The following is a 15595-nucleotide window of genomic DNA, read 5'->3' on the forward strand; positions in this document are numbered from 1 at the left end:
CGGCCGGTTCGCGCCGCCGAGGCCGGCCGGCGCATCACCGTCGACGCGGGGTGCCCTCCGCGGCCGGCGCCGGTTTCGTGTTAGCGTGCGCCGGGCCCGACGTGACCTCACCGCGGCCCGCAGCTGGAAAACTCTCTCGGAAAAGGCAGTGGCAATGAACTGGTTTGACGCCGTGATCCTCGGTCTCGTGCAGGCGCTCACTGAGTTCCTGCCGATCTCCTCGAGCGCGCACATCCGCATCGTGGGCGAGTGGATCGGGGTCCAGGACCCGGGCGCGACCTTCACCGCCATCATCCAGCTCGGCACCGAGGCAGCCGTGCTCGTCTACTTCTGGGGCGACATCAAGCGCATCATCTCGCGGTGGTTCGGCTCCCTGCGCGGGAGCGTGCCGCGCAACGACCCGGATGCGCGCATGGGGTGGCTCATCATCTTCGGATCGATTCCCATCGTCGTGCTCGGCTTCCTGCTCCAGAGCCTCATCCGCGACCAGTTCCGGTCGCTCTGGATCGTGGCGTTCACGCTCATCATCTTCGGCGTCATCCTCGGCCTCGCCGACATCTTCGGCAAGCGCGCGAAGTCCCTCCAGGACCTCAACACGAGAGACGGCGTCGTCTACGGATTCGCGCAGGCGCTCGCCCTGATCCCCGGCGTCTCGCGCTCGGGCGGCACCATCACGGCGGGGCGCATCATGGGCTACGACCGACCGTCCGCCGCGAGGTACAGCTTCCTGCTGGCCATCCCCGCCGTGTTCGGCTCGGGCTTCTACGAGCTCGTCTCCGCGTTCGGAGAGGCGGAAGGCGCCGAGGCGCCCGTCGTCGGCACGATCATCGCGACGATCATCTCCTTCGTCGTCGGCCTTGTCGTCATCAAGTACCTGATGGCCTACCTCAATAAGGGCAGCTTCCTCCCGTTCGTGGTCTACCGGATCGCGCTGGGCACCCTCATCATCATCCTGCTGTCGTTCGGCCTCATGGATCCGACCGGCGGCGCCGCCTGACGCTGACACGCTGACGCCCTCTCGCGGACCGGGCAAGGCTGGGGCGCGACATAGGATGTTCCGGTGCGAACCGTTCCCTCGTGGCCCATCCCTGCAGTCCCCTCGGTAGCCGGCAGCGGCGGTGGTGCGATCCGGGTCTTCGATTCCGCGAGTGGCCGCGTCCAGGACACGGTCACCCCCAACGGGATCGCAACGCTGTACGTGTGCGGGATCACGCCATACGACGCGACGCACCTGGGGCACGCGGCCACCTACGTCGCCTTCGACACCCTCGGACGAGCCTGGCGCGACGCGGGCCTCGAGGTCCGCTACGCGCAGAACATCACCGACGTGGACGACCCGCTGCTCGAGCGTGCGGCGAAAACGGGACGCGACTGGCAGGAGATCGCCGCGTCACAGACCGATCTCTTCCGTTCCGACATGGCCGCGCTGCGTGTGCTCCCGCCGGACGCCTACGTGCGAGTGCAGGACAGCATCGGGGAGACGGGCGAGGCAATCGCCGCCCTCATCGGGGCGGGTCTCGCCTACCGAGTCGACGTCGCCTCGGACGCCGAGCCGGCGGCCACCACCCAGCTGGGCGATGTCTACTACGACGTCGCCGCAGCCGAGGCGGCAAGCGACTGGAACATGGGGGACGTCTCCGGGTACACGGCGGCGGAGATGGAAGCCGCCTTCCTCGAGTTCGGGGGAGACCCCGACCGGGCGGGCAAGCGCGGAGCCTTCGACCCGCTCCTGTGGCGCAGCGCGCGGGCGGGCGAACCCGCGTTCGAGAGCGCCGTCGGCCTCGGGCGCCCCGGCTGGCACATCGAATGCTCCGTCATCGCCACGCAGACGCTCGGCGCTCCGATCTCCGTGCAGGGCGGCGGGCGCGATCTCCGCTTCCCACACCACGAGCTGTCCGCGGCGCACGCCATGTCGCTGCTCTCGGTGGACTCGCACGGGACGCCGGCGGACTTCGCGCGCGCCTACACGCACGCTGGTCTCATCGCCTATGACGGCACGAAGATGTCGAAGTCGCTCGGCAACCTCGTGCTCGTCTCACGGCTCACCGCAGCTGGGGTCGCCCCCGGTGCGATCCGGCTCGCGCTGCTCTCACACCACTACCGAAGCGACTGGGAGTGGACCGACGAAGAGCTCGAGGGCTCGAACGTCCGCCTGCAGGAGTGGCGCGAGCGCGCGGCTCGATCGTCTGACGACACGGTGGCACCCGAGCTCAATGCCGTCGTCCAGCGGATGCGCGACGCCATCGCCGACGACCTCGACACCCCTCGCGTTGTCGCGATCGTCGATGAGTGGGCGTCGATGCCCCCCGCCGCGGGAGACGCGGACGTCGTCGCGCTCGTCGACGCCCTGCTCGGGCTGGACCTCACGAGCGACTAGCGGCGGCTGGATGCGCGCGCGGCGGACCGCCGGCGATGCGCATCCACCGAGGACGGGCGTCGGTGGTCGGCTAGGCCTGACCCTCGTGGTCGTCGTCGGCGTTCTGGTCGTCAGCTCCGCCACCGTCCTGCTCGGGTTCTTCGTCCGGCCTCGTCTCGGCGCCTGGCTCGAGGCCCTCGTCGTCGGCCGTGGTCCGTCGTTCGACGCCCATGGGGCGCTGCGGGGTCCCCGAGAGATCGGTGGGGAACGCCGCCGGGCCGGGTTGCGGCTTCTTGTCGGCCGCCTGCTCGAGGAAGCGCTCGAACTCCTGCGCGATGGCCTCGCCGGAGGCCTCAGGCGCCTCGACCATGTCGCGGGTGCGCTCGAGATAGCCGACGTACTGAGCGATCTCGTCGTCCTGCGCGGTCGCCTCCGTGACCTCGGACTCCCACTCGGCGGACTCGGTGACGAGGTCGCCGTGGGGGATCGAGACGTCGACGATCTCGGTCAGCCGGTCCACGAGCGCCAGAGTCGCCTTCGGCGAGGGAGAGTGGTGCGCGTAGTGCGGCACAGAGGCCCAGAGCGAGAGCACGAGCATGCCCCGTGAGCGAGCCTCCTCGCCGATCGCCGAGAGCACGCCGGTCGGCCCCTCGTACTCGCTGCGGTCGATGTCGAGCTCATCGCGCACGACCGCGTCGTCGCTCGACATGAAGATCGTGATGGGCCGCGTGTGGGGCACGTCTGCCAGCAACGCGCCCACGAGCACGATGCGCGTGATGCCTTCGCGTTCGCACAGATCGACGACGTGCTTCGTGAAGCTGCGCCACCGCAGGGTGGGTTCCGGGCCGATGAGCACGAACACGTTCTCGCCGTTGTCCGAGCTCACCGAGAGACCTGCATCGGCGGCCAGCTCCGTGCTCTCGGCTGCGGGATCGGCTTCGTCGGCCTCCCGCTGAGGAGTGCCGCTGAAGGACACGCTGGGCCATTGGATCTTCCGGACGCCCTCGGTTCCCGCGCGCATGACGGGCCGGTGGATGGAGTAGTCGAAGAACGACTCGTCATCGATGTCCTCGACGAGACGGTCCGCGCCGATGGCCTCCTGCAGCGCGCAAACGGCACTTGATGCCGCATCGCCCGCGTCGTTCCAGCCGAGCAGTGCGACGACAAGCAGTCGGCCCCGCGCGAATGGTGTGGTGGCCTCGCTGTGATCCGTCACCGTGCTCCTCGCCATGCTTGAAGTGTTGTCCCAGGATACGCGCCGGGCGTCGGTGGGCCGCCTGCCGCCCCGTAGACTGTCGCCCCGTGGCTCCTTCGAATCTTCCCGACGCCGTCCTCTGGGATATGGATGGCACCATCGTCGACACCGAGCAGTACTGGCAGACAGCCCAGCTGAACCTCCTCGCCGACCACGGGCTGCCTCCGCTCACCGAGGAGCAGGAACTCGGCATGGTCGGGTCGAGCATGGCGGACGCATCGGAGTTCTTCGCGCGCCTGGGCGTCGACCTCGCGCCCGGCGAGATCGTCGACCACATGAACTCGACCGTCATGGCGAGCATCCTCGCCGAGCTGGCCTGGCGGCCCGGCGCGCTCGACCTGCTCGGCGCTCTGCACGCGGCGGGGGTCCCGAACGCTCTGGTCACCAATTCGACGCGCGTCCTCGCAGACGCCGTCGTCTCGACCCTCGACACCCCTCTGTTCGCGATCGTCATCGCGGGCGACGAAGTCGAGAACGGCAAGCCGCACCCGGAGCCCTACCTGCGCGCCGCAGCGCAGCTCGGGGTCGCGCCCGAGCGCTGCGTCGCCGTCGAGGACTCCCGCCGCGGCCTCGAAGCCGCACGTGCCGCAGGATGCGCGACCATCGGCATCCCGCACGGACAGACACTCGAAGCGCACCACGCGCATTTGGTCACGGCGACCCTCGAGGGCATCACGCCAGAGGCGCTCGGCGAGCTCGTCGAGCAGGTCGCTCGCGAGACGACGCAGCGCGAGAACGCACACACGGCAGCAGACGCCGCCCCCGCAGAAAGCGAAGCACAGCTATGACCGAGACCGACATCGGCGGACCCTTCCGCGCGGGCGACCGCGTGCAGCTGACCGGGCCCAAGGGGCGTGTCAGCACGCTGTACCTCGAACCCGGCAAGCGGTACTTCATGCACAAGGGCATGATCGACCACGACACCATCATCGGCGTCGACGAGGGCTCCGTGATCTCAGCGACGGACGGCGGCCAGTACCTGGCGCTGCGTCCGCTCCTCGAGGACATCGTCATGTCGATGCCGCGTGGGGCTGCGATCATCTACCCGAAGGATGCGGCCGCCATCCTGGCGAAGGCGGACATCCGGCCGGGGGCGCGCGTCATCGAGGCCGGAGTCGGCTCCGGCGCACTCTCGCTCTGGATCCTCCGGATGCTCGGCGGCACCGGATCGCTCACCTCCTTCGAGCGCCGCGAGGAGTTCGCCCAGGTTGCCGAGGGCAACGTCGTGAGCGTGATGGGGGAGAAGCCGGACAACTGGAACCTCGTGCTCGGCGACCTCGCCGAGGCGCTTCCGGAACAGCACGCGGACGGGACGGCGGACCGCGCCGTGCTCGACATGCTCGCGCCCTGGGAGTGCCTCGACGTCGTCGCCGACGCGCTCAAGCCGGGTGGGGTGCTGCTCTGCTACGTCGCGACCGTGACGCAGCTGTCACGCGTCGCCGAGGCGATCCGAGCGACAGGCCTGTTCACCGACCCCAGCGCCGACGAGACGATGGTGCGAGGCTGGCACGTCGAAGGCCTCGCGGTGCGTCCCGACCACCGGATGATCGCGCACACTGGCTTCCTTCTGACGGCCCGCCGCCTCGCCGACGGGGCGGTCCTGCCCAATCTCAAGCGCCGCGCCTCCAAGTCCGACTTCACCGACGAGGATGTGGAGATCTGGACGCCGGGCTCGCTCGGCGACCGTCAGGTGAGCGACAAGGTGCTCCGCAAGCGTGCTCGGCTGGCCCAGCGCGGCGCGGCGATCACCGCGGAGAAGGGGCGCGATCAGACCCCAGACGTGGTGGAGGCAACGGATGCTCCCGCCATCAGCACGGAGACTGAGGGAGAGAGCGAATGATGCGCACACGTACCCGACTGGCGGGGGCTGCCCTGACGGCCGCCGCTGTCGCCGTCGCACTGACCGGCTGCGTGACGTGGCCTGAGAGCGAGCTCGACGCGGACGCCTGCGAGCTGCCTAGCGTCGATGGCGCCGCGTCGTCGAGTGTGTCGGCCGAGGGCGCGTTCGGCGAGCTGAGCGGAGCGGCGCTCACGCATCCGCTCTCCGTGACGTCGCTGGAGACGACCCGCGATGGAACGGGAACCGGCGACCCGGTGACGTCCTCCGGCGTGGTGCGAGCCAACTTCGAGCTGCTCGACGGCGCCGACGGGGAGGTGCTGGTTCCCTACAGCCCCACCGTCGCGAACGAGACCGGCGGCGCAGCCGCCACGAGCGTCGCGACGATCGCGAACACCTTCCCTGGTCTGGCGGAGGCGATCGAGTGCTCGCAGACGGGTGAGCGCGTCGTCGCCGTCATGCCCGCGAGCGTCCTCTTCGGCGAAGCGGCCACGTCTGTCGGCGTCGACCCTGCCATGACCATCGTCGCCATCGCCGACGTGCTCGACGTCTACCCATCGAGCGCCGGCGGGCGGATCGCGGCCCCAGCGGATGGCATCCCTGCCGTCGTCACCGCCCCCAACGGCACCCCTGGCGTCACGATGCCAGCGCAGGACCCGCCAGCCGCCCCCAAGCGGCACGTCCGCATCGAAGGGTACGGCTCCCCGGTCGCCGAGGGACAGCTCGTCACGATGCAGCTGTCGGCGTTCGATTGGACGACCGGCGAGCAGGTGGCATCGACCTGGACTCCCGGCAACAACGTCCTGCAGCTCACGACCGCGGCCACCGATGGCCTCTTCGGGCTGAGCGAGGAGATCGTCGGCACCCCCGTCGGCTCGCAGCTCGTCGTGGTCCTCCCACCCGAGCGGCTCGCCTCCCAGCCTGGCCCGCTGAACGCCTCGGCCACGCAGGGACGCACCCTCGTCTTCGTGATCGACATCCTGGCCGCCGAATAGGCGTCCGCTCCACCCCCAGAAGCCTCTCCCACCCCACGCAAGGCGGATTCATGCAACGACGACTCCCCGCGATCGCCGCGGCCGTCCTCCTCTCCCTCGGACTCGCCTCGTGCGCCGGCAGCTCGACGCCAGTAGCGAGCGGCGACGCGCTCAACGGCATCGAGGTCACCGGCGAGTACGGTGCCGCGCCTGCCGTCACCATCGGCGAGGTCTCCGGACTCGGCGACGAGATGGAGCGCCGCATCGAGGTGGAGGGCGACGGCGAGGAGATGACGCTCGATTCGACGGTCACCGCCAACCTCACGGTCTACGACGTCGGCACGCAGGCCGAGCAGAGCCCCTATGGGCCCCTCGGCCAGGTGCTCGACCTCAGCGATGAGGGCATCCCGGGGTATCTCAGCGGCCTGTTCGACGGCGTGGCCTCTGGCTCGCGCGTCGTCGCGCTCATCCCGTCGGCGCTGCTCCTCGAGGGGACTGCGAACGCGGGCGCGACCGACACGCCCCCGGCGCTTGTCGTCGCCGACGTGATCGAGATCCCGGAGACACGGGCGACCGGTTCCGAGCAGACGCCCACGCAGGAGCTCGTCACCGTGACCGACGCCGCCGAGGGGGCCCCGCAGATCACGATCGCGGAGGGCGCTGCGGCACCCGACGAGCTCGTCCTCGACACGCGCAAGCTGGGAACCGGTGCTGTCGTCGCCGACGGCAGCACCGTCGTCGTGCAGTACACGGGGGTCCTCTTCGCGAACGGCGAGAAGTTCGACAGCTCCTGGGACCGCGGGGAGCCAGCCCAGTTCTCGACCACGGGGGTCGTCGACGGCTTCGCGCAGGCGCTCGTGGGCCAGACGGTCGGATCCCAGGTCATCGCGGTGATCCCACCCGCGCTCGGGTACGGCGACCAGGCGAGCGATACGATTCCTGCCGGCTCGACGCTTGTCTTCGTCGTCGACATCCTCGGCACGATCTAAAGTCGAGGCGTGACGCACGAGCGAACAGACCGAGCGAAGGCCCCCGCGGCTGCGGAGCGCCAGTTCTCGCTCATCCTCGCGCTCCTGACCACGGAGCGCGGACTGACGAAGAGCGACGTCTTCCAGACCGTCCACGGCTACGCGGACGACAGCCGCGACAGCACTTCACCCGCGGCTGCGGCGGCGCGCGAGAAGCGATTCGAGCGCGACAAGGCCGAGTTGCGTGACCTGGGAGTCCCTGTCGAAGTCATCGACGACCCGTCGGCGCCCGGCAACAACCAGCTGGTCCGCTACCGCGTGCCCCGAGGCGGCTTCGCCATGCCTGCTGGCCTCGAATTCGACGCAGACGAGACCTCCCTGCTCAGCCTGGCGGCGCAGGTGTGGCGCGAGGGGTCGGTCTCGCAGGAGTCGAGGCGGGGCCTCATGAAGCTGAAGGCGCTTGGCGCCCAGACGCACGAGGACCTCATCGGAGTGGCACCTCGCCTGCGTGCCCGGGATGCGGCCTTCGAACCCCTCTCCACGGCCATCGAGCAGGGGCAGACCGTTTCCTTCTCCTACTCGAAGCCCGGGGACGACGGGGCCAGCATCCGCCGCGTCGAACCGCTCGCGCTTGTCTTCGCCGACGGCAACTGGCTCCTCGTCTCCTATGACCTGGACCGCTCATCCGAGCGCATGTTCCTGCTGTCCCGCATCGTGTCCGCACCGCGGCCGGCCGGGAACGCGGACGCGTCGCGGTACCCGGGGGTGAGCGCGGAGCAGCACGCGGCGAGAGCGCTCGAGGACCTGGCCGAGCTCGCTGGCAGACAGCGGACCAGGCTCGAGGTGCGCGCTGGTTCCGACGCCGAGGTCCGCCTGCGCGGTGACGCGCGAGCGACGTCAGGGCCCTGGCTCGAGGTCGAGCTCGGCTACACCGACCTGAGCCTGCTCGCAGACCGACTTGCGTCCTTCGGTCCAGAAGTCAGAGTCGTCTCGCCACCCGAGCTCAGACGCCTCGTCGCCTCGAGGCTGGCCTCGGTCGTGTCGGCTCACGCCGGAGCGTCCTCGTGAGCACCTTCGTCTCGGCCGACCGCCTCGCGCTCCTCGTCTCGTTGGTCCCGTACCTCCGCCAACAGGACGAAGCGGTGCCCGTCGAGACGGCCGCAGCCCACTTCGGCGTGACGCCGAAGCAGGTGAGGGACGCAGTGAGGCTCATCGCCGTCTCCGGGACCCCGGGAGACGCGGGCGTCTACAGCCACCTCGACCTGTTCGACATCAACTGGGATGCGTTCGAGCTGCAGGACCTCATCGAGGTGACCCACTTCGTCGCGCTCGAGGAGGCGCCTCGCATGTCGAACCGCGAAGCCGCGGCGGTCATCGCGGGACTCGGCTACCTCAGAAGCCTGCCTCGCCTCGTCGATGAGTCCCGTATCGACGAGCTGCTCGGCAAGCTCGGCCCCAGCGGGGCGACGCCCCACTTCGCCTTCGGGACGACGGGGGAGCATCCGGCAGCCAGGGACGCCGTGGCCGCCGCCATCGCGACGAACAGACGGCTCCGCTTCCGATACCGCAGGGAAGATGGGGTCGAGAGCGTGCGTCACGTGGACGCGTTCACGCTCGAGACGCTCGGCGGCGACCTGTTCCTGCACGGCTGGTGCCTGGAGCGAGACGCAGAGCGGGTCTTCCGGCTCGACCGCATGCGGGATGCCGTGGTCACCGACGTGCGGGCCCCCGCGCGTGCGGAGGCCAAGCGGGGGCGACCGATCTTCGCACCGAGCGACGACCACATGCTCGTGACGCTCGAGGTCGGCACCGCCGTCCTGCCCCTCATCCGCGACTACCTCCCGCCGGGCGCCCCGGTTCCGCAGACGGATGCGCGAGGTCGGGCCGTCGTCGACGTGCGCATCGCCTCCATGCAGCACCTGGCACGCCTCGTCGCCGGGAACGCTGGCCAGATGCGCGTGCTCTCACCAGACTCCGCGCGAGCCGCCGTCCTGCAATGGGCCGCCGACGCGCTCCGCGCTCAGCAGGAAGATTGAATCTGAAAGCGAGTCCGGGCCGGTGGCCTGGCGATTCACCTCAGAGCAGGTATCGTTGGAGTCACTATGCCGTGGTGGAGTTGGGTTCTCATCTGGGTGGGCCTCGTGCTCGTCCTGCTCGCAGTGCTCGGCGCGCTCGGCTACTGGCTCTTCAGGAAGGTCGTCCTCCTGCAGGGCGAACTGGCGAAGTTCGAGGTACTCCTCGAGGCATTCGAGCAGCGTGCGCAGACTCTCGTCTCGTTCGCGCCGGCCCGGAGCAATGCGATCGTCCGCGGGCTCCGCGAGGTCCAAGTCGAGCGAGGCGAGCTGAACGACGTGCGCGACGAAACCAAGGAGCAGCGACGCGAGCAGCGCCTGGAGCGCGCCCGTGACCTGACGACCGCAGACCCGTTTCAATACGAACACCTTGTGAAAGGCAACTGACACCATGCCGAATCTGACTGGCCCACACCTCATCATCATCCTGGTGATCATCCTGCTGCTCTTCGGTGCTCCGAAGCTTCCCGGCCTCGCGAAGAGCATCGGACAGTCGATGCGCATCTTCCGCGGCGAGGTCAAGAACATGAAGAAGGACGACGAGGTCGACGTCCCGTCGGCCACCGACGTCTACTCGCAGCCGGCCGCTTCGACCACGCCGGCAGCTCCGCAGGCACCGGCGGCACCCCAGGCCCCGGTGACGCCTCCAGCGCAGAACTCGGCACCGGCCGCACCGGCGCCCGAGGCACCCGCCGCGCCCAGCACGGACGCCAGGGGCAACACGGGCACCTCCAACTGACGTGACCGTTCAACCCGAGGGGGCTCCGCTGGCGGTCGAGCCGACGAAGTCGAAAGCGAAGAAGAGCCGGAAGCGCGACCCTGACGGGCGCATGCGCCTCGCGGAGCACCTCATCGAGTTCCGCAACCGCCTCATCATCTCGGCGATCGGCATCGTCATCGGAATGGTGGGCGGCTTCCTGCTCACCGACTGGGTGTTCAACGTGATGGCCGACCCCATCCGTGAGATCGCCGAGGCCCGAAACCGCAACGCGGACCTCAACTTCGAGGGCATCACCAGCGCGTTCGATCTCCGCCTGCAGATCTCGCTCACGCTCGGCATCATCATCTCGGCCCCGGTCTGGCTCTACCAGATCTGGATGTTCATCGTCCCAGGGCTGAAGAAGAACGAGCGCTGGTACGCGCTCGGCTTCGTGGGAACCGCGATCCCGCTGTTCCTCGCCGGGGTCTGGGTGGCCTGGATGCTGATGCCCCGCATCGTCGAGGTGATGCTGAGCTTCGCGCCCGCGGAGAGCGCCAACTTCATCAACGCGGCCAACTACTACAAGCTGATCATGACGCTCTGCCTGGCCGTCGGCATCGCCTTCATCCTCCCCGTGATCCTCGTCATGCTGAACTTCGCTGGCATCATCACCGGAGAGGCCATCCTGAAGGGGTGGAGGGTCGCCGTGCTCCTCGTCGCCCTGTTCGCCGGCATGGCGACGCCCTCGGCGGACGTGCTGTCCATGTTCTTCCTCATGGCGCCCATGCTCGCGCTGTACTTCCTCGCCGTCGGCATCGCGATCATCAACGACAAGCGACGAGCCAGGAAGCACAAGAAGTTCGAGGCCGACCTCGCGGCAGCCGAAGCGTCCGCTACATGACCCCGAGCCCGTCCGAGCGCTTCGCCGCGAGCAGGGCGCGCGCCAAGCTGCAGCAGTTCGAGCTGTTCAGGCGCGAGCTGAGCTTTGACCTCGACGAGTTCCAGATCGCATCCTGCGCGAGCGTCGAGGCCGGCAGGAGCGTCCTCGTGGCGGCACCGACAGGAGCAGGCAAGACGGTCGTGGCCGAGTTCGGCGTGTTCCTCGCGATGCGACAGCCGAACGCCAAGATCTTCTACACGGCCCCCATCAAGGCGCTGAGCAATCAGAAGTTCAGTGAGTTCGTCCGTCGCTACGGCGAGAGCGAAGTCGGACTGCTGACGGGCGACGTCAACATCAACCCGCGGGCCCGCATCGTCGTCATGACGACCGAGGTGCTCCGCAACATGCTCTACGCGGGCAGCGACCTGCTCGACGACCTCGCCTACGTCATCATGGATGAGGTCCACTACCTCGCCGATCGCTTCCGCGGGGCCGTCTGGGAAGAGGTCATCATCCACCTCCCCAGCGAGGTGCGTCTCATCTCGCTGTCGGCGACGGTCTCGAACGCGGAGGAGTTCGGCGACTGGCTGCAGACCGTCCGCGGTGACACCGACGTCATCGTCTCCGAGGAGCGGCCGACCCCGCTGTTCCAGCACGTGCTCGTCGGCCATCGCCTCTACGACCTCTTCGAGACTCGAGACGGCGACATCGCCGACCGAGTGAACCCCGACCTGGTGAGGGCAACCCAGGGCGGCGGTGGTCGACGCGAGGACGGCCGCGACCGCGACCGCGTCGGCAGACGCGGGCGAGGCAGCAGATGGAAGGAGCAGCGCTTCCAGGCGCCGCGCGCCGACCGTGCCGGCCTGACGAAGATGCTCGACGACGCGGACATGCTGCCCGCGATCAACTTCATCTTCAGCCGCAAGGGCTGCGACCAGGCCGTGTCGCAGGTGCTTCGCGCTGGCGTCTCGCTGACGACCAGGGAAGAGCGCGACGAGATCAGGTGGATCGTCGAGGACCGCTGCCGCAACCTGCTCGACGAGGACCTCGGAGTGCTCGGCTACTACGAGTGGACGGAAGGTCTCGAGCGGGGCATCGCCGCACACCACGCCGGTCTCCTGCCCGCCTTCAAGGAAGTCGTCGAAGAGCTCTTCCAGAGGAAGCTCGTGAAGCTCGTCTTCGCCACCGAGACGCTCGCCCTCGGCATCAACATGCCTGCTCGGACGGTTGTCCTCGAGAAGCTCGAGAAGTTCAACGGCGAGTCACGCGTGCCGATCACCCCGGGGGAGTACACGCAGCTCACCGGCCGGGCAGGGCGTCGCGGCATCGATGTCGAAGGCCACGCCGTGGTGCAGTGGGTCGGGGGCATGCACCCGCAGGCCATCGCCTCGCTGGCTTCCCGTCGTTCGTACCCGATGAACTCGAGCTTCAAGCCCACCTACAACATGGCGGTCAACCTCATCGACCGCTTCGGTCGCGCTCGTACCCGCTCGGTGCTCGAGTCGTCGTTCGCCCAGTTCCAGGCGGACCGCGCCGTCGTCGACCTGGCCAAGCGCGTCCGGCAGCAGGAGGAGGCCCTCGCCGGCTACGAGGACGGCATGAAGTGCCACCTCGGCGACTTCTTCGAGTACTCGCGCATCCGACGTGAGCTGAACGATCTCGAGCGCAAGCGCATCCCGCACGACGAGGCGCACCAGCATGCGGCTCGCGAGCGGCGCCAGGCGAAGCTCACCCAGCTGCAGACCGCGCTCAAGCGCCACCCGTGCCATGTCTGCCCCGACCGGGAGCAGCACGCGCGCTGGGGCGAGCGGTACTGGAAGCTGAAGCACGAGAACGACAAGTTCACCCGGCAGATCGAGTCGCGCACCGGTGCCGTCGCGCAGGTCTTCGACCGGATCACAGAGCTGCTGCTCGAGCTCGGCTACCTGGCCCCCGCCGAGAGCGGAGACAGGGACCTCGCGGTCACGGCGCACGGGCGCACGCTCGCGCGCATCTACGGCGAGCGCGACCTGCTCATCGCCGAGTGCCTGCGTCGGCAGGTCTGGAACGAGCTGAACCCGCAGCAGCTCGCCGCGATGGCCGCCGTGCTCGTCTACGAGCCGCGGCGAGAAGAGGAGAGCCTCGAGGAGTACCAGCTGCCGCGCGGCGCGTTCCGCGGGGCGATGCAGACGACGGAGAAGCACTGGCAGGCGTTGGATGAGCTGGCCGAGCGCTTCCGCGTGCCACGTTCGTCGAGGCTCGCGACGAACCTCGCGCCGGCCATCTTCCACTGGGCGCACGGCGCGGAGCTCGAGCGTGTGCTCGACGAGTCGAATCTCGCTGCCGGCGATTTCGTGCGCTGGTGCAAGCAGGTGCTCGACGTGCTCGACCAGATCGAGAAGGTCGCGGAGGGCAAGTTCGCGACCACCGCGCGCCAGGCCGCGAACAGCGTGCGCCGCGGGATCGTCGCGTACTCGGGGGTTGGGTGAGGTCGTTCTGGCTTTCGCTGCTCGCCGCCGTCGCCGGTGGACTGCTGCTGAGGGCCGCGTTCCCAGGACCGGCGCTGTGGCCCCTCGCCTTCGTCGGCACAGGCCTCGTGCTCTGCTCGCTCATGCACCGCTCCGCAGGCGGGGCGCTCCTCGTGGGCCTCGCATCCGGGCTCTCGTACTACTTCCCGCTCATCGCCTGGGCGTCGCTGTTCCTGGGCCCGGTGCCGTGGAGCGCCCTCAGCATCCTCTCGTCGCTGTTCTGGGCCGGGGGAGCGGTGCTCATCGCGCTCGCCTCCCGGCGCGTCACGGCGCGATGGGAGACCGGCCCCAAGCGCCTGCTCCTCGTCCCAGCGGCCGTGGCGGGCCTGTGGACGCTGCGGGAGGGGATCTACTCTGCATGGCCGTACGGCGGCTTCGCGTGGGGTCGTGTCGCCCAGTCACAGTCGGCGAGCCCGTTCGCGGAGCTCGTCTCCTGGCTGGGTCTCTCCGGCATGGGCTTCGTCATGGTCTTCCTCGTCGCGCTGGTCCTCGAGCTCGGCCGCTCGCGCGCCCGCCCGCTCACCTGGGCGACCGCGGCCGCCGCCATCCTGGTCGTCACCGCCGTTCCCCTCTTTCCCACGAACACGATCGGCTCCGCCCGGATCGCGGCAGTGCAGGGTGACACCCCCGAGGCTGCTTACTTCGTCGAGGGTGACCCTGGCGATGTCTTCCTCGGCCACGTCAACGCGACGCGCACCATCCCAGACGACGCCGAGGTCGACGTGATCCTGTGGCCAGAAGGCTCCATCGACCTCAACCCGGACGCTTCGCCCGGCGTGCGCCGCACGCTCGATCAGCTGAGCGACAGCTACGGCGCGCCCATCGTGGCCAACACGGTCACGGTGGAGCCGGGGGAGACCCAGGCCGATGACCGCTTCTTCAACTCGCAGTTCGTGTGGGATGCGGAGAGCGGATGGGGCGACCAGTACGACAAGAAGCACCCCATCCCATTCGGCGAGTACGTCCCGGACCGGGACTTCTGGTACTCGCTCGCTCCCGACCTCATCGGCATGATCGGCCGCGGATACTCGCCGGGGGAGCGCGACAGCATCCTCGAGATCGGCGACATCAAGGCCGGCACCTACATCTGCTATGACATCGTCGACGACGTGCTGATCAGGGACGCCGTCCTGGGAGGTGCGACGGTGCTCTTCGCGCCGAGCAACAATGCCGACTTCGGGAAGACCGACGAGCCGGCTCAGCAGCTCGCGTTCGCCCGTCTCAGGTCGATGGAGACGGGACGCTCGCTGGTGCAGGCGTCGACGGTGGGGATGAGCGCCATCTACTCACCGGAGGGGCGCACGCTCGCGGAGCTGCCCTGGTACGAGCCCGGCGTGATGATCGTCGACGTCCCGCTCGCCGATGGCATGACGCCCGCTGTCCTCTTCGGGCGCGGCATCGAGATCACCCTCGGGATGCTCGGGCTCGGCCTCCTGATCGGCGCCGGCAGCTCGAAGACCCAGCGGATGCGCGACTCGGCGACACGCATCCCGCTCCGGTAGCGGGCGCCCAGCCTCTGCGCCCAGACAGCACCACGACCCGACAACACGAAAGGGACGAAGCCACAGGCTTCGTCCCTTTCGACATTCAACGTCGCTCGCTGAGCGACCTCCGGGGGTCAGAGGTCTTTCGCGCCTTTGGTTCCGCGCCGTGAGCGCAGGAACGCGAGTCGCTCCTGGAGGACCTCTTCGAGCTCCTCCCGGGTGCGACGCTCGAGCAGCATGTCCCAGTGAGTGCGCTGGTGCTTCTGCTCCGGCGCCTCGTAGGCGACCTGTTCGCCACCTTCATCCAGCAGACGACCCTCGTTGCCGCTCTTCGGCGACGCCCAGACCTCGGGCACCTCCGCTTCGGCGGCAAAGGTGACGGTGAAGCGCTCACCCAGTGTCGTCTCGTACGTTCGCACCTGGCGGTCGACAAGGACAACGCCCTCGTCACTCTGCAGGCTCTGTGCGCCGAGCCGCATTCCGCGCAGACTTCGATCAGCCATGCTGACCTCCTCTCCTCGTCAGTGCGGTTCTACTACTACCGGTCAAACGTGCGATTGTG

The 15595-nt window shown here is 68.9% G+C and carries 15 protein-coding genes; 13 read left to right on the plus strand and 2 right to left on the minus strand.

The window, feature by feature from the left end:
• The first annotated feature begins 154 nt into the window (after positions 1 to 154).
• A complete protein-coding gene (locus ABVF28_RS09675; RefSeq protein ID WP_371030319.1) occupies positions 155 to 997 on the plus strand; it encodes an undecaprenyl-diphosphate phosphatase in 843 nt (280 codons plus the stop codon).
• A gap of 63 nt (positions 998 to 1060) precedes the next feature.
• Positions 1061 to 2377 (plus strand): cysteine--1-D-myo-inosityl 2-amino-2-deoxy-alpha-D-glucopyranoside ligase, encoded by a 1317-nt coding sequence (mshC, locus tag ABVF28_RS09680; RefSeq protein ID WP_371030320.1) that lies wholly within the window; start codon positions 1061 to 1063, stop codon positions 2375 to 2377.
• A 70-nt stretch (positions 2378 to 2447) separates the two neighbouring features.
• On the opposite strand, the gene ABVF28_RS09685 is transcribed toward mshC, so the two are convergent.
• Positions 2448 to 3572, minus strand: a complete 1125-nt coding sequence (locus tag ABVF28_RS09685) for a proteasome assembly chaperone family protein (protein WP_371030321.1) — start codon at positions 3570 to 3572, stop codon at positions 2448 to 2450.
• An 86-nt stretch (positions 3573 to 3658) separates the two neighbouring features.
• Between ABVF28_RS09685 and ABVF28_RS09690 the strand changes: the two genes are divergently transcribed.
• The 11 genes from ABVF28_RS09690 (at position 3659) to lnt (ending at position 15051) form a co-directional block, all read left to right on the plus strand.
• Positions 3659 to 4399, plus strand: coding sequence for an HAD family phosphatase (locus ABVF28_RS09690; RefSeq protein ID WP_179556782.1), 741 nt, complete (start codon positions 3659 to 3661; stop codon positions 4397 to 4399).
• Positions 4396 to 5451: a tRNA (adenine-N1)-methyltransferase gene (locus ABVF28_RS09695; protein ID WP_371030322.1), complete on the plus strand. Its 1056-nt coding sequence runs from the start codon at positions 4396 to 4398 to the stop codon at positions 5449 to 5451. The genes ABVF28_RS09690 and ABVF28_RS09695 overlap by 4 nt, the downstream gene beginning before the upstream one ends.
• The gene (locus ABVF28_RS09700; RefSeq protein WP_371030323.1) at positions 5448 to 6443 is read left to right on the plus strand and encodes a hypothetical protein; all 996 of its coding nucleotides are present in this window, start codon (positions 5448 to 5450) and stop codon (positions 6441 to 6443) included. The genes ABVF28_RS09695 and ABVF28_RS09700 overlap by 4 nt, the downstream gene beginning before the upstream one ends.
• Before the next feature lie 50 nt (positions 6444 to 6493).
• The gene (locus ABVF28_RS09705) at positions 6494 to 7411 is read left to right on the plus strand and encodes an FKBP-type peptidyl-prolyl cis-trans isomerase (RefSeq protein ID WP_371030324.1); all 918 of its coding nucleotides are present in this window, start codon (positions 6494 to 6496) and stop codon (positions 7409 to 7411) included.
• Between the two features lie 9 nt (positions 7412 to 7420).
• A complete protein-coding gene (locus ABVF28_RS09710) occupies positions 7421 to 8458 on the plus strand; it encodes a helix-turn-helix transcriptional regulator (protein ID WP_371030325.1) in 1038 nt (345 codons plus the stop codon).
• Positions 8455 to 9426, plus strand: coding sequence for a helix-turn-helix transcriptional regulator (locus ABVF28_RS09715; RefSeq protein WP_371030326.1), 972 nt, complete (start codon positions 8455 to 8457; stop codon positions 9424 to 9426). The genes ABVF28_RS09710 and ABVF28_RS09715 overlap by 4 nt, the downstream gene beginning before the upstream one ends.
• Before the next feature lie 66 nt (positions 9427 to 9492).
• A complete protein-coding gene (locus ABVF28_RS09720; RefSeq protein ID WP_179556787.1) occupies positions 9493 to 9849 on the plus strand; it encodes a hypothetical protein in 357 nt (118 codons plus the stop codon).
• Positions 9850 to 9853: 4 nt separating this feature from the next.
• A complete protein-coding gene (gene tatA, locus ABVF28_RS09725) occupies positions 9854 to 10201 on the plus strand; it encodes a Sec-independent protein translocase subunit TatA (RefSeq protein WP_371030327.1) in 348 nt (115 codons plus the stop codon).
• Position 10202: 1 nt separating this feature from the next.
• Positions 10203 to 11063 (plus strand): twin-arginine translocase subunit TatC, encoded by an 861-nt coding sequence (gene tatC / locus ABVF28_RS09730; RefSeq protein ID WP_258068107.1) that lies wholly within the window; start codon positions 10203 to 10205, stop codon positions 11061 to 11063.
• Positions 11060 to 13510, plus strand: a complete 2451-nt coding sequence (locus ABVF28_RS09735) for a DEAD/DEAH box helicase (RefSeq protein ID WP_371030328.1) — start codon at positions 11060 to 11062, stop codon at positions 13508 to 13510. The genes tatC and ABVF28_RS09735 overlap by 4 nt, the downstream gene beginning before the upstream one ends.
• A complete protein-coding gene (gene lnt / locus ABVF28_RS09740; protein ID WP_371030329.1) occupies positions 13507 to 15051 on the plus strand; it encodes an apolipoprotein N-acyltransferase in 1545 nt (514 codons plus the stop codon). The genes ABVF28_RS09735 and lnt overlap by 4 nt, the downstream gene beginning before the upstream one ends.
• 116 nt (positions 15052 to 15167) lie before the next feature.
• Here lnt and ABVF28_RS09745 read toward each other — a convergent pair whose 3' ends face one another.
• On the minus strand, positions 15168 to 15536 hold the full coding sequence (locus ABVF28_RS09745) for an RNA polymerase-binding protein RbpA (RefSeq protein ID WP_371030330.1): 369 nt from the start codon (positions 15534 to 15536) through the stop codon (positions 15168 to 15170).
• Between the last annotated feature and the right edge of the window lie 59 nt (positions 15537 to 15595).

Source organism: Pseudoclavibacter sp. JSM 162008, assembly GCF_041366455.1.
Lineage (GTDB): Bacteria > Actinomycetota > Actinomycetes > Actinomycetales > Microbacteriaceae > Pseudoclavibacter.

What these genes read in the sequence shown, in the direction of transcription:
- ABVF28_RS09700 (WP_371030323.1), top strand. Translation starts at nt 5,448, where the DNA reads ATGATGCGCACACGTACCCGACTGGCGGGGGCTGCCCTGACGGCCGCC.
- ABVF28_RS09720 (WP_179556787.1), top strand. Translation starts at nt 9,493, where the DNA reads ATGCCGTGGTGGAGTTGGGTTCTCATCTGGGTGGGCCTCGTGCTCGTC.
- ABVF28_RS09745 (WP_371030330.1), bottom strand. Translation starts at nt 15,536, where the DNA reads ATGGCTGATCGAAGTCTGCGCGGAATGCGGCTCGGCGCACAGAGCCTG.
- ABVF28_RS09695 (WP_371030322.1), top strand. Translation starts at nt 4,396, where the DNA reads ATGACCGAGACCGACATCGGCGGACCCTTCCGCGCGGGCGACCGCGTG.
- tatA (WP_371030327.1), top strand. Translation starts at nt 9,854, where the DNA reads ATGCCGAATCTGACTGGCCCACACCTCATCATCATCCTGGTGATCATC.
- ABVF28_RS09705 (WP_371030324.1), top strand. Translation starts at nt 6,494, where the DNA reads ATGCAACGACGACTCCCCGCGATCGCCGCGGCCGTCCTCCTCTCCCTC.
- ABVF28_RS09735 (WP_371030328.1), top strand. Translation starts at nt 11,060, where the DNA reads ATGACCCCGAGCCCGTCCGAGCGCTTCGCCGCGAGCAGGGCGCGCGCC.
- ABVF28_RS09675 (WP_371030319.1), top strand. Translation starts at nt 155, where the DNA reads ATGAACTGGTTTGACGCCGTGATCCTCGGTCTCGTGCAGGCGCTCACT.